14 protein-coding genes and 1 other RNA gene are annotated in these 13966 nt (G+C 41.1%); 8 read left to right on the forward strand and 7 right to left on the reverse strand.

Annotated elements, in window-relative coordinates:
• Positions 1-73: 73 nt before the first annotated feature.
• Positions 74-2242 (reverse strand): heavy metal translocating P-type ATPase, encoded by a 2169-nt coding sequence (locus OFO01_RS00190; RefSeq protein ID WP_270858166.1) that lies wholly within the window; start codon positions 2240-2242, stop codon positions 74-76.
• Between the two features lie 6 nt (positions 2243-2248).
• Entirely contained in the window at positions 2249-2458 is a 210-nt protein-coding gene (locus tag OFO01_RS00195) for a heavy-metal-associated domain-containing protein (RefSeq protein WP_442867897.1), read from the reverse strand.
• A gap of 136 nt (positions 2459-2594) precedes the next feature.
• Between OFO01_RS00195 and OFO01_RS00200 the strand changes: the two genes are divergently transcribed.
• Genes OFO01_RS00200 through acpS form a run of 3 tightly spaced genes read left to right on the forward strand, consistent with a single transcriptional unit; the run spans position 2595 to position 4193 of the window.
• Positions 2595-3332: a YebC/PmpR family DNA-binding transcriptional regulator gene (locus OFO01_RS00200; RefSeq protein ID WP_270858167.1), complete on the forward strand. Its 738-nt coding sequence runs from the start codon at positions 2595-2597 to the stop codon at positions 3330-3332.
• A gap of 9 nt (positions 3333-3341) precedes the next feature.
• Positions 3342-3830, forward strand: coding sequence for a peptidylprolyl isomerase (locus OFO01_RS00205; RefSeq protein ID WP_270858168.1), 489 nt, complete (start codon positions 3342-3344; stop codon positions 3828-3830).
• Entirely contained in the window at positions 3831-4193 is a 363-nt protein-coding gene (gene acpS, locus OFO01_RS00210) for a holo-ACP synthase (protein WP_270858169.1), read from the forward strand.
• Here the strand turns inward: acpS and OFO01_RS00215 are convergent.
• The 3 genes from OFO01_RS00215 to hcp form a co-directional block, all read right to left on the reverse strand.
• Positions 4187-5326 (reverse strand): AI-2E family transporter, encoded by a 1140-nt coding sequence (locus OFO01_RS00215; RefSeq protein WP_270858170.1) that lies wholly within the window; start codon positions 5324-5326, stop codon positions 4187-4189. The two genes, acpS and OFO01_RS00215, sit on opposite strands and share 7 nt — an antisense overlap.
• Positions 5327-5949: 623 nt before the next feature.
• Positions 5950-6441 carry an EexN family lipoprotein gene (locus OFO01_RS00220; protein ID WP_270858171.1) on the reverse strand — a complete coding sequence of 164 codons (492 nt, stop codon included), beginning with the start codon at positions 6439-6441 and terminating at the stop codon, positions 5950-5952.
• A gap of 98 nt (positions 6442-6539) precedes the next feature.
• Positions 6540-8171: a hydroxylamine reductase gene (gene hcp, locus OFO01_RS00225; protein ID WP_270858172.1), complete on the reverse strand. Its 1632-nt coding sequence runs from the start codon at positions 8169-8171 to the stop codon at positions 6540-6542.
• Between the two features lie 90 nt (positions 8172-8261).
• Here hcp and OFO01_RS00230 point away from each other — a divergent pair, with 90 nt between their 5' ends.
• The 3 genes from OFO01_RS00230 to OFO01_RS00240 all read left to right on the forward strand — a co-directional run bounded on the left by OFO01_RS00230 (position 8262) and on the right by OFO01_RS00240 (position 10663).
• On the forward strand, positions 8262-8912 hold the full coding sequence (locus tag OFO01_RS00230) for a Crp/Fnr family transcriptional regulator (protein ID WP_270858173.1): 651 nt from the start codon (positions 8262-8264) through the stop codon (positions 8910-8912).
• A gap of 121 nt (positions 8913-9033) precedes the next feature.
• The gene (locus OFO01_RS00235) at positions 9034-9885 is read left to right on the forward strand and encodes an ankyrin repeat domain-containing protein (protein ID WP_270875513.1); all 852 of its coding nucleotides are present in this window, start codon (positions 9034-9036) and stop codon (positions 9883-9885) included.
• Positions 9866-10663 carry a hypothetical protein gene (locus OFO01_RS00240; RefSeq protein ID WP_270858175.1) on the forward strand — a complete coding sequence of 266 codons (798 nt, stop codon included), beginning with the start codon at positions 9866-9868 and terminating at the stop codon, positions 10661-10663. The genes OFO01_RS00235 and OFO01_RS00240 overlap by 20 nt, the downstream gene beginning before the upstream one ends.
• Positions 10664-10834: 171 nt before the next feature.
• Here OFO01_RS00240 and ruvB read toward each other — a convergent pair whose 3' ends face one another.
• Positions 10835-11848 carry a Holliday junction branch migration DNA helicase RuvB gene (gene ruvB / locus OFO01_RS00245; RefSeq protein WP_270858176.1) on the reverse strand — a complete coding sequence of 338 codons (1014 nt, stop codon included), beginning with the start codon at positions 11846-11848 and terminating at the stop codon, positions 10835-10837.
• Between the two features lie 9 nt (positions 11849-11857).
• Complete coding sequence (gene panB, locus OFO01_RS00250) at positions 11858-12652, reverse strand: 3-methyl-2-oxobutanoate hydroxymethyltransferase (RefSeq protein WP_270858177.1); 795 nt, start codon at positions 12650-12652, stop codon at positions 11858-11860.
• Positions 12653-12755: 103 nt separating this feature from the next.
• Here panB and ssrA point away from each other — a divergent pair.
• Together ssrA and OFO01_RS00260 are read left to right on the forward strand one after the other, a co-directional pair.
• Positions 12756-13116, forward strand: a transfer-messenger RNA (tmRNA) gene (gene ssrA, locus OFO01_RS00255).
• A gap of 64 nt (positions 13117-13180) precedes the next feature.
• Positions 13181-13939, forward strand: a complete 759-nt coding sequence (locus OFO01_RS00260) for a metallophosphoesterase family protein (RefSeq protein WP_270858178.1) — start codon at positions 13181-13183, stop codon at positions 13937-13939.
• Positions 13940-13966: the final 27 nt, after the last annotated feature.

Here is a 13966-nt window from a genome sequence, read left to right on the forward strand (position 1 = left end):
AAATTCGCAGGAATTTTAAATTTGCACTCATTGCAAGAAATTTGCGTTAGCAAAATTCAAAACAATTTAAATTTTAAATTTTCGCAAATTTTAGGCGGATTGAATTTAGCACTACGGTTACCGAGCTAAAACACATTGCAGCTGCGCCAAACATCGGTTTTAGTAATATTCCCCACAAAGGATATAAAATTCCAGCCGCCACAGGTATGCAGATGAGATTGTAAAAAAACGCCCAAAAAAGGTTTTGTTTTATCGTCGTCATGGTTTTTTGCGACAAATTTATCAAATAAGCCAAATTTCGCAAGTCGTTTTTGATAAAGATTATATCTCCTGCGCCTTTGGCGATGTCGCTGCCTGAGTTCATCGCGACGCCTATGTCTGCGGTTTTGAGTGACGGAGCGTCGTTTATGCCGTCCCCTATGAAAAGGACTTTTTCGCCGTTTTTTAAATTTGCGATAAATTCGTATTTTTGGCTTGGCAAAACTTCGCTTATGATCTCATCTATGCCTAAATTTTTGCCGATGAAATTCGCCGTTTTGGCGTTATCACCTGTTAGCATTATGGTTTTTATGCCTTGATTTTTTAGCGTTTTTATGCACTCTACGGCTTCATCTCGCAAAATGTCGCTAAGTGCCACAAAGCCCACGAATTCGGCATTTATAGCCACAAAAATCACGCCAAAGCCGTTAGCTAAAAATTCATCTGCATTTTTTGGCGTTTCAAATTCCACGCCGTTTTCATTTAAAAGCTCTTTATTTCCCGCTAGTAGCGTAAATTCGCCGTTTTGCGCCTTTATACCACGACCCAGCAAACTCTCAAATTCTCCGTCAAATTTAGCAAATTTAAGCCCTTTTTCTTTCGCAAATTTCACAATCGCCTTTGAAATCGGGTGTTCGCTAAGCATTTGCGCGCTTGCGATTAGTGCTAGATTTTCATCGCTTAAATTTGTAAAATTTACAGAAATTTCGCCCCTGCTTAGTGTGCCTGTTTTGTCAAAAACGGCGATTTTCGTATCTTTTAGGATTTCTAAAACTTCTGGGTTTTTCACCAAAACGCCGTTTTTAGCGGCATTTGAAATAGCGCAAACTATCGCAATGGGCGTAGCCAAACCCAAAGCACAAGGACAAGAGATAATCAAAACGCAAATCGCGCAAAGTAAGCCGATATGGGCTTTTCCTGCGACTAGCCAAATCACAAACACGCAAACGGCGATAAAAATCACGCTTGGCACAAAGATATTTGCGATTTTATCGGCAAAGCGAGAAATCGGCATTTTTTTGCTTCCTGCCTCGCTTAGAAGATTTTTGATTTCAGCCAAAACGCTTTGGTGCGAAAATTTGGTGATTTCGACCTGCAAAATTCCTGCGACACTCACGCACCCAGCATTTACCGTGTCGCCGACTTTTTTAAAAACGGCTAAACTCTCGCCGGTTATCAAGCTCGTATCGATTTCAGCTTCGCCACTTATGACTATGCCATCGCCCGGGATTTGCGCGCCGTTTTTGACTAAAACTTTATCGCCCGGTTTTAGTTCGTTAGCTAAAATTTCGCTTGTCGTGCCGTCCGGGTTAATCAAAACCGCCTTTTTTGGGCTTAAATCTATGAGTTTTTTAATGTAATCATTAGCTTTAAGTTTGCTTCGCTCTTCAAGGTATTTTCCAAGCAATATGAAAGCAATTATCATCGCTGACGAGCTAAAATACAAATTCGCCCACTCGTTTCCGCCTTTAAAATGGACAAAAATCGCACTTCCTAGCGAATACAAATACGCCGCAGACGAGCCAAGAGAGACTAGCACATTCATATCGTAGTTTTTGTTTTTAAGTGAGCCTAGCGCGTGGTAAAAGAAATTTTTGCCACAAAAGCCAAGCACAACTGCACCCAAAATCGCACAGAGCAGGGCTTTTACGGCGAAGCTGAAATTTGATTTCATCTCAATTAGCATTATAAAACACGCTAAAATCACGGCTAAAACGAATTTAAAAAGCATATTTTTTAAATTTCGCGCCTTTTTGGCTTCCAGCTCTTCGTAGTTTGTGGCGATTTCGTAGCCTAGTTTTGTGATTTTTGCTTTTACGGCATCTAGCACGGCTTCATCTGCCACTTCAAATTCGCCGACCCCAGCCGTGAAGCTCACATTTACGCTTTCTACGCCCTCAATCTTGCGCGTAACTCGCTCGATTGCGTTCGAGCAATTCACGCAGGTCATTCCGACTATGTTTAGGTTAAATTTTTGTGACATTTGCGATTAAATTTTGGTTGCGCTAAATCCCAAATCGTCCATTTCGCTAAGGAATTTTTCCACCTCATCTACGCTTAAATTTACGCTTACGACCTTGTTTTCTACATCGACACTAATCTCGCCAAACTCCTCAGCTAGGGCGTTTTTGATAGTGTTTGCGCAGCCATTGCACATGATTTTTGGTGCGCTAAATTTCATAGTTTGTTTAAAAGACATTTTCGCTCCTTGAAAAAATTATTTTGCGATTATATATCAAAATTTACAACATTTGTCAATCCTAAATCCACTACCCCTAAATTTAAGCCAAATTTGCTATAATCAGCCTTTTTATACCAAATTTTAAGGATAATTTATGGGACGAGCGTTTGAGTATAGACGAGCGGCAAAAGAGGCTAGATGGGGGAAAATGAGCAAACTTTTCCCAAAACTTGGCAAGGCAATCACAATGGCAGCCAAAGAAGGTGGCGAAGATCCTGAAATGAACGCCAAACTTCGCGCTGCAATCGCGACTGCAAAGGCGCAAAACATGCCAAAGGACAATATCGACGCGGCGATTAAACGCGCCAGCGGTAAGGATAGCGCGGAGATTAAGACCGTATTTTACGACGGCAAAGCCCCACACGGCGCGCTTGTCATCGTCGAGTGCGCCACAGACAACCCTACCCGCACGGTTGCAAACATAAAATCAGCCTTCAACAAAGGCAAGGGCGAGTTTTTGCCAAGCGGAAGTTTGAAATTTATGTTTTCTCGCAAGGCAGTTTTTGAGACGAAATTCCCAGATGGCGCAGATATCGAGGAGCTAGAACTCGAACTAATCGACTTCGGACTAAGCGAAATCGAGGTAAATGAGTTCGAAAACGACAAAGGCGAGAGCGAAAAAACGCTAATCATCTACGGAGAATACGAAAATTTCGGCACTCTAAATGAGGGTATCGAAAAGCTAGGTTTGGAGCTAATTAGCGGAAATTTGAAATTCATCGCCAATGACAAACACGAATTCAGCGACGAGCAAATCGCCGATATCGACGCGCTACTAGACCGCCTCGAAGACGACGACGATGTGCAAGCAATATATACAAATATCGAATAAGGAGCAAAAATGGAAGAGTTAAAAGTCTATGAAATCGACGAAAGCGCGCTAGCAAAGCTAAAATTCGCCATAATCCACACAGACAAAGGCGACATGACGCTAGAATTATACGCAGATGAGGCGCCACAAGCTGTGACAAATTTCGCCACACTTGCAAACTCAGGCTTTTATAAGGGGCTAAATTTTCACCGCGTTATCCCAAATTTCGTAATCCAAGGCGGCTGCCCTTACGGCACTGGCACAGGCGGTCCTGGCTGGCGCATAAACTGCGAGTGCGTAGGTCAAAAACACCGCCACGAGCGTGGCTCACTAAGCATGGCGCATGCTGGACGCAACACAGGCGGAAGCCAGTTTTTCGTCTGCCACAGCGCGCAACCGCACCTTGACGGCGTGCATACTGTATTTGGCAAGGTCGTGGATAATGCAGGATTAGCGGTGCTTGATAGTATCCGCCAAGGCGATAAAATCATCGATATCGAGATTAAAGAAACTCTATAAATGCTAAAAATCGGCACGGATATTACCCAAATTTCCCGCATTGTAAGACTTCGCGAAAAATACGGCGCGAAGTTTTTGTGCAAAATTTTGCGCAAGAGCGAGCGGGAAATTTTCGTGCGCGATGAGAGTATTGCTGGGGCGTATGCCGCCAAAGAAGCTCTATCTAAGGCGCTTGGTGTGGGTATTGGAGCGAAATTTAGCTTCAAAGACGCCAAAATTTATAAAGACAAATTTGGCGCGCCAAATTTTAAATTCACAAAAAAACTAAAAAAGAAATTCCGCATAAAAGCCTCGTCGCTTTCGATTACGCACGATAACGGCGTCGCGATTGCGATTGTAGCGATAAATTTGAAAACTCACTGAAAATCTGCGCTTTTGAGATAATCATACAGGCTTAGCACGCTTAAAAACAGCGTCAGTATCGCAGGGCCTAGTATCACACCCCAAAACCCAAAGGTCGAAATTCCAGCTAGCATTGAGAAAAAGATTAAAATTTCGTTGATTTTGGCGGGATTTTTGACAAGGCGCGAGTTGATAAATTTAATCACAAGTGGCTTTACAAAGCTATCAGCGATCGTCGAAATCATCACCACACAATAAATCAAAATGATAAGCGCACCGCTCGTCGAACCCCCGATAAAGACGATTAGCGCGGTAGGCACATACACGAGCGCGCCACCGATTGCAGGGATTAGCGAGCAAAATCCAAAAATCACGCCCATTAACACAGGGTCAAATCCGTAGCTTCCAACAATCACCGAAAACAAAAGCCCTTGCAAAACTGCGTTAAAAATCGTCGAGTATAGCACCACGCTCATGGTGTTTGCGGTCTCTGCGAAGATATAATCAAGCTGCTCGGCTTTGACGGGGACGATTTTTTTGATAAAGCCCGCAATATCGGCGCCATAAAGGTATGAAAAAAAGCAAAAAATGATGATTAGCACCATATCGGCGATAAATTTTAGGCTCGATTTGCCCGCCACAGAAAAGTATGAAAACGCCTGTTTGGCGGTGGCTGCGATGTCTAGGTTGCCCAAAAATTCCTTGATTTGCGCCTCAAATCCATTTAGTGCCTTTGGGAGCTGAATATCCATATTTTTGGCGTTTTCGACCATTAAATTTAGGCTAGAAATGTCAAAATGCGCGATATTTTTCGTAATCTGCGTGCCAGCATAGATAAATGGCACAAACAGCACCACGCACAGCACCAGCGTCGTTAGAAGCGAGCCTAGAACCTTTTTACCACGCACAAATGAGAGGATTTTGACATGCAGACCAGATGTCGAAATCGAAATCAAAACCCCAATCGCAATCGCCAGCAAAAACGGCGAAAACAGATAAATCACGCAACAAAACAGAAATAAAATTATACCGATGAAAAAAATCTTGCTCGTTTTTGCGTTTTTTGCCCTAGCTTTGCCTAGCGGTTCGCCCTTAGAATCGACGATATTAGGGCGTGAGTGTGAAAGCGCGTCTAAATTTTCGTTATTTGCCAAATTTTATCCTTTAAATTTCAAAAGGGGTATTTTATAAATTTAATTTTTAAATTTCAAATTTTACGCCAAATTCTTTCAAATTCGCTACCACAGGCTATAAATACTGCGCCGAAATTACTTCTAAGTGTCATTGCGAGCGAAGCGAAGCAATCTAGGGAAATTTAAAGGGGTTTAAAATTTAGAATTTTTGAATTTGCAAAATTTTGGTGCAGTATTTTTAAAATGAAATTTGAAAATTTGAAATTCAAAATTCGGCGAAATTCTGCCATTTGCTCTATTTTTGAATTTAAACTTTGTAGATTGCTTCGTCGCAAAAAGCGTCTTGACGCTTTTTTCTGCTCCTCGCAATGACACTTATGGGCGAAATTTGGTTTGATTTGTCATTGCGAGCGAACGAAGTGAGCGTGGCAATCTACGAGCAAAAATTACCAAAACATAAAATCGCTGTCATTGCGAGGAAATGCGAAGCATTGACGAAGCAATCTAGAAAAATTTAAATTTTGCTAAAATTTTAAAATTCTTTGGAATTTTTGTAGATTGCTTCGTCGCAATGACATTTAAACAAAATTTAAAAATTTCGGCGCAGTATTGCGAATTTGCGAAGCAAAATTTTAAAATTTTGCCTATTTTACAATGATTTTAGCCGAATTTGCCACTGAAATTTCGCCCTGTCTAAACTCATTATAAATCACGGCGCAAAACTCATCATCTCGGTTTATCACAAGCCACATTTCATCTCCACTTTTGCGCTCAAACTCCGCACAAACCACGCTTCCCACACGCAAAGGAAGCGAGACGCCACTCATAGAAGCAGGTGCGCCAAACTCGCCCTGCGCGATATAATGCGTGGTGAAATCCTGCACAATCGCTCCTATGCTGAGCTTGGCACGATTTGCTTCTAAATCCATTTTCGCCGCCACTTGCGAAAGCGCCGTGCTCGCGTTTGCGCACTCTTTGGCTGTTTTTTTGGATTTGTTTTTTATGCCTTTGCACTGCGCTACTCGCTCTTTGGCTGCGCTTAAATTTGCCCTGTAATAATCCACGCTTTTTTCGCTTTCGCAACCCAAAAACACTGCGCAAAACGCCACAATAGCGCAAAATTTTATGAATTTCATTTTTAGCCTTTTTGTGAAATTTGAAGAAAGATTATAGCGAATTTGGGGTTAAAATTTGCTCGCCAAAACGGCGAGCATAAAAGGAGAACTATTATTATTTATCCAACAAGCAATCTCATATCGGCCTCAACCGAGCTAATGCCCGCAATGCCGAAGTTTTCGACCAATACCTTTGCCACATTTGGCGATAAAAACGCTGGAAGTGTAGGTCCAAGGTGGATATTTTTCACGCCAAGATATAAAAGCGCTAAAAGCACGATAACCGCCTTTTGCTCATACCAAGCGATATTAAACGCTAGTGGAAGTTCATTTATATCATTTAGACCGAAAATTTCTTTTAATTTCAAAGCAATTAGCGCAAGTGAGTATGAATCGTTACACTGACCTGCATCTAGGACACGCGGGATTCCGCCGATATCGCCCAAATTTAACTTATTGTATTTGTATTTCGCACAACCTGCGGTTAAAATCACGGTGTCTTTTGGCAAAGCTTTTGCAAACTCAGTGTAATACTCCCTAGATTTCGCCCGTCCGTCGCAACCAGCCATGACGACAAATTTACGGATTGCGCCTGATTTTACAGCTTCTACGACCTTATCAGCTAGGGCGAAAACCTGTGCGTGAGCAAAACCGCCTACGATTTTACCGCTTTCGATTTGTGTCGGTGGGGCGCAGGTTTTGGCCTGCTCGATTATGGCGCCAAAATCCTTATTTTCGCCGTGTTCGCCCTTAATGTGCAAGCAACCCTCCACGCCCACAGCACCTGTCGTCCAAAGTCTGTGTTTGTAGCTCTCTGGCGGGATTATGACGCAGTTTGTAGTCATTAAAATCGGTCCGTTAAATTTCTCAAATTCCTCTTTTTGTTTCCACCACGCATTACCGTAATTTCCGATGAAATTCGGATATTTTTTGAAAAACGGATAGTAGTGGGCTGGAAGCATTTCAGAGTGCGTATAGACATCAACGCCACTGCCTTGTGTCTGCTCCAATAGCATTTCTAAATCGCGCAAATCGTGCCCTGAGATTAAAATTCCGGGATTTTTTCCTACGCCGATATTTACTTCGCTAATCTCAGGATTGCCGTAAGCGCCTGTATTTGCGCTATCTAGCAAAGCCATGCCAGATACGCCAAATTTGCCAGTCTCCATGGCAAGAGCGATTAAATCATCAATGCTTAGGCTATCATCAAGGGTTTTTGCCAAAGCCTCTTGGATAAAAATATCAATGCTCTCATCTTCCTTATTTAGGGCGTTTGCGTGTTTCATATACGCAGCAAGCCCCTTTAATCCATAAGTGGTAAGCTCTTTTAGGCTTCGTTTGTCCTCATCAGCCGTGCTTAAAACTCCGACTTCTCTTGCTTTTTGTGCAAATTCGCTCTCATCTCCCTCCCAAAGGGCAAAGCTTGGTAAATTTGAACAATCGCCTAAATTTGCGATAAGCGATTTTTTCATTTCTAGGGTTTTTTTGATAATTGCGATAATCGCAGGATTATCGAAATTTGCGTTTGTGATAGTTACGAATAAATTCATCGTTACTCTGTGATTTACCTCTTTTGCTACGCTTTTACCCTGCGCCCTTAGCGCACAAGCTACGCTAGAAAGAGCTTTTGTAACATAAACTAACAAATCTTGCATAGCTGCAACTTCTGGCTTTTTACCACATACACCACTAACCGTGCAGCCCGTGTTTTTAGCCGTCTCTTGGCATTGGAAACAAAACATATTTTCCATAATTTCTCCTTTGAAATTTGAAATTCAAGGCGCATTATAATATAATGCAAAATTAATTTCTGTTGTTATAACAACAAAAAGGCAAAATTTATGAATTTATCCAAAACCATACTTTTTAACGGCATAAGCGAAGATGAGATTGCGGATTTGCTCCCTTGCTTGGAAGCACAAAGGGCGAAATTCGCCAAAGATGAGATAATCTTTCGCTGTGGGGACACCACTGCGAAAATCGGGCTCGTGCTAAGCGGGAGCGTGGATATCGTCGTAAATTTCTTGCGTGGAAATAGCAATATTTTTGGGCGTATTACCAGAGGCGATATATTTGCTGCAAACTACGCCATAAGCGCAAAACCCCTAGAATGCGATGTCGTAAGCGCAGAGCCAAGTGAAATTTTATTTTTAAATTTGCGCAAAATTCTAACTTCTTGTGCCAAAAATTGCCCCTATCATCACAAAATCATCTATAATCTATTTAAAATTTCAAGCAACAAAAACCTAAATCTCTCAGCCCGTATGATGCACACTGCGCCCAAGACTATACGAGAGAGATTGCTTTCTTATTTTGGTGAGCAAGCACTCAAAAACGCAAGCACCAGCTTTTGTGTGCCGTTTTCTAGGCAGGGGCTGGCTGATTATCTAGGCGTTGATCGAAGCGCTATGTCAAACGAACTTAGCAAAATGGCGAAAGACGGACTAATAAGCTATGATAAAAACGAATTTCGCCTGAATTTTAATATTTGAAATTTTTTAAAATTTGCAAAATTTTGCGTTAAATTTTGCAAATTTTCATTGTGCCTTTGTTTGTTTAGTAAATTTAAGCACTTCCAATGTAAAATTAGCCCTCAAAAAATCAAGGAAAAATATGTCAGATAAAAAACCACTTATTGTCTTTGTTCTTATTTTTGTCGCTATACTTGCTTTAAATTCCGATTTTATGGGTGGTAGGAAAATCAAAACATTTTCAGTTACAGCCGACACAAATGTTTCGCAAGTAAAAGGTCTGTCGAAATATGTAACCCAAGAAGAAGTTGATGATTTTGCGTTTAGGTATTGGGATATTGACAAAGATAAAGTTATGAATAACGACAAAATGGAAAATTTACGATTACTTTTAAAATCACAAAACACACAAGAAATTTTAGCTTATATGAAAGATAATAATATTAGCGTAGATGAGCCTTTACATTATGGCGTAACGACGTTAATGTATGCCAGTTTTTATAATGACATTGAGACAGCAAATGAGCTTATAAAGTTAGGTGCAGATCCACATAAAAAAGATAGATACAGACTTAGCCCTATGGCGTATGCGATAGGTGCAAATTCCATAAATGCCGTCAAGCTTCTTTTAGAAAACGGGGTTAAATTTGATGAAGCGAAAATAGTGCGGGGGTATATTATTCCAAAATGGTATGGTGGTATTACCAAAATATATGTCGATGAAAATCATAATGTGGTGGATGTTAAAATATTAGAAAAACCAGAAGTTGATTATATTTTTAAAAAAGGTGCGTGGGGAACTGCGTTTGATGTCGCCGTAAGAAGCAATATGTTAGAAATGACAAAGCTAATGTTAGATAGTGGCTATAAACCACCTAAATATCATTTTGCTGATATTGCTGACCCAGATATTAGGTCTGGTAATACAGTAGAAGAAATTTTTACGCAAGATGAACTCAACCTAATGATTGATAATGAAAAAAAAATCTGGTAAGGTTGCCAGTGGGCAAATAAAATTTGATTTAGACTTTTTTTATGATAAATTGAAATTTTATTATCTTAGTTTGTATGAAGCATTATATAATCTTTATGGCTATGAAGAAATGTTAAATTTATTACTGGACTACAATATTTCAGGGCAACCTAGTCAACGAGTTATGAGAGAAGTCTATGAAGATTGTTTTTACAATTTTAAAAGAGCAATTGTGAGAAAAGCTAACTATATAATAGATATGAAAACAGGACACGATATAAAAAAAGAAAAAGAAATTTTTGATAAATACAAAGATGAATACGCAAAAAAAATTAGAAAAATAGAACATATAAGTCCGAATTCGGAAGTCCCCGTGTGGATGATATGGAACGCATTAGAAAAAGACGGCTTAATCGTAAGAACGCCTATGGAGATAAAACCTGAATTGATTAAATTTTTTGACATAGCTATCGATGATTATGGTAAATACTGTGGTGATAAAAATTTAGATTTTGATAGTTTAATTTATTTAGATGAAAAAATTATTAAAGAAAAAGAACAATATCGTGCCATAAGTGATTATGATAGAAAAAAACAACTAGATGAAAATGCAAATTTTAAAGATATTAAAGACTTTATAGGTTATTTAACATACAAACATATTTTCCGTTATCCGAAATACATAAAAAATACAGAACAAATTTATGAAGAGTATATAATAGATACACTTAATAATATTGCTGTATCGGATACTGAAAGAAATATCTTTTTAACAAATGGTGGAAATAGTTTATATTAATAAAATTTAATTAAAGGAGAAGAAGCATGGCAGAATTTAATCGCGCAGAATATATTGCGCAAAAAGTTGAAAAATTTTGAGCCAAAGAAATATAAACAATCTCAAATGCCCCTAAAATTTAGACTACAAATTTGCAAAATTTTGCATTAAATTTTGCAAATTTAACGCAATTTAATCAAAAAGTCCCCGTTCATCGGGGCTGGTTTCGTATCCTAGGGCTGATTTTGCGCGCACGCTCATAATGCGCCCTTTGGCTGTCTTTTCAATATAGCCGTTTGCGAGTAAATACGGCTCGATGACATCTTCGATCGTGCCCTCGTCCTCGCTAAGTGCCGCTGCGATGGTGCTTAGCCCCATGGCTCTCTTGCCCGCTTCGCCCAAAATCGCGAGATATCGCAAATCCATCTCATCAAATCCAAGCTCATTGACCCCAAGCGCGTCCAAACCCTCGTTCGCGCGCTCTTTGGTGATGATTTTCTCGTCTTTGACCTCAGCAAAATCTCTTATGCGTTTCAAAAGCCGAAGCGCGATGCGTGGCGTGCCACGGCTACGGCGCGCGATCTCGCTACTAGCGTCTTTTTCGCACTCTTTTTCGAGTTTGATCGAGGCGATTTTTACGATTTTGGCAAGCTCTTCGGTGGTGTAAAACTGCAAGCGAAACTGCATACCAAAGCGATCGCGCAAAGGCGCAGAAATCATGCCTGCGCGCGTGGTCGCACCGATGAGTGTAAAGTGTGGAATATCGATTTTGATAGTTTGCGCCGCTGGACCTGAGCCGATGATGATATCAAGGCGGAAATCCTCCATCGCAGAATACAGCACCTCCTCGATCGCTGGGCTAAGGCGGTGAATTTCATCTATAAAAAGCACATCGCCCTCTTCGAGATTTGTCAAAATCGCGGCCAAATCGCCGCTTTTTTCTATCATCGGAGCGGCGGTTACTTTGATATTAGCCCCCATTTGCGAGGCGATAATGTGCGCAAGTGTGGTCTTGCCAAGCCCTGGCGGCCCATAAAACAGCACATGATCTAGGCACTCGGCGCGCTTTTTGGCGGCCGTGATTGCTATGTTTAGGTTCGATTTGATTTTTTCTTGCCCGATATAATCCTCGAAATTCGCCGGTCTTAGCGAAATCTCCGAGACCTCATCGAGCTTTAATTTTTCAATTTCTACGATTCTGTCCATTAAATTTACCTATTTCAAATACTCAAATTCTTCGCTTGGGAAAATGCCTTTTTTGACATCATTAGCGTAGTTTTTTACAGCTTCTCGCACGAGCGTGGCGCCGTCAAGGTAGCGTTTTACAAATTTTGGCTTAAATTCGTCAAAAAATCCTAGCATATCGCTCCACACTAGCACCTGTCCGTCGCACGACCCCGCACCGATACCGATAACCGGGACATTTGCTACGCTCATAACTTCATTAGCCACGCCCAGAACTGTGCCTTCAAGCAAAAGCAAAACCGCCCCAGCGTCTTGCACGGCTTTGGCGTCATCAAGAAGCAAATTTAGTGCGTTTTTCTCGCGACCGCTTACCTTGTAACCACCTTGAAAACGAGAAAGTTGCGGGCGCAGTCCTATGTGGCTCATAACGGCAATGCCGTTTTTGCTTAAAAGCTCGACGGTAGCGGCAAAGTCCTTTCCGCCTTCGATTTTAACGGCGTCGCAACCTGTCTTTTCATAAACTTTGGCGCAGTTTTTAAGAGCAAGCTGGGGCGTTGCGCACGAACAAAACGGCATATCCACGACCAAATACGGGCGAGTTAAGCCACGCCTAACAGCCCTTGCGTGATAAATCATCTCATCGACACTTATTCCGATAGTCTCAGCGTGTCCGCCAAAGCTCATATTTAGGCTATCTCCGACGAGCACCATATCGACTTGGTCGTTAAAAATTTTGGCAAAAAGTGCGTCGTATGCTGTAATCATAACGATTTTTTCGCTGTTTTCTTTCATTTTATAAAGGTCATTTATAGTGATTTTTGCCATATTTAATCCTTAAAAATTTTTTGCGATTATAGCCTAAATTTGGCAAATTTAACCCAAATTTGACAATATAAAATTTTTGAAGTAAAATGTGCGACTTCCTTTTGGGGGTGACTTGGCTTCGACAGAAATGGATTGGTCAAGGTGGCATGCCGCTTCGGATATAGCGTATAAAATCCAAATTAAAATTAAACGCAAATAACAAAAATTTTGCTCCTGCTTACGCAAAAGTAGCGTAATCGCAGTCGAGCCCTGCACTGCGCCCATACTATCTAAGCGCGGTAGCGGGTAATCCTAGATAGCGTAGTTTCGCGCTCTGACGAGGCGCGGGGCGAAATTTAGTCTTTGCTTTGGCGATTTGTTTTGGAAAGTGAGCAAGCTGGGGCGAGATTTTCACTTTTGCTAAGCATGTAGAGGCTTTGGTCGTTTGTTTTTGGACTGCGGTTCGATCCCGCACACCTCCACCATTTAAGCTTTTTTTAAGTTGTTTTCATAAAATTTACAAAATTTCACAAATTTAAAGGCAAAACAATGGCTAGAATTTTTATCACAGGCGATACGCACGGCGGCTGGGGCGGGTTTAGCGGTGAAATGAAAAGGTTTGAAAAGTTTAGATACAAAACCGGAAAAGAGCTTTGCAAAGATGATTTTCTCATTATCGCCGGAGATTTTGGCTTTATTTGGGAGAGTTCGCCAGATAAAGATGAAATTCGTTGGCTAAAATATTTTAACGAGCGGAATTATACCACGCTTTTCATCGACGGCAACCACGAAAATTTCGCGCGTCTAAACGCCTATAAAATCACCGAATTTCACGGCGGAAAAGTGCATAAAATAAGCGAAAGCGTGTATCATCTCATGCGGGGGCAGGTTTATGAGCTTACAGGGCACAAAGTCCTTAGTATGGGCGGTGCGGCGAGTATTGACAGGGAGTATCGCACGCAAAACATATCGTGGTGGGAGGGCGAAAATATCAGCGAGGCTGAGCTAAACGAGGCTTACGAAAACCTCGCCAAGCACGATTTTAGCGTGGATTTGGTGCTTTCGCACACTGCGCCGAATTCTATCGCGCCAAAGGTGCTGGCCCTAAATGAGTTTGCACTGGATTTCCACGATCCAAACGGCGATTTGTTAGAAGAAATTTATCGCAAAATCAAATTTAAAAAGTGGTTTTTCGGACACTTTCACGAGGAGCTTTTTTGCGTAAATAGCCAGTTTGTCACACTTTGGCACGATATAGTGGAGCTGAAATTTGAGAGCGAGAAAATCAAGCATTTGTGCGTGATTTAACCTCGCTTCGCAAGTTATAAATTAATC

The sequence above is a fragment of the Campylobacter sp. JMF_01 NE2 genome (assembly GCF_027737365.1).
GTDB lineage: Bacteria > Campylobacterota > Campylobacteria > Campylobacterales > Campylobacteraceae > Campylobacter_B.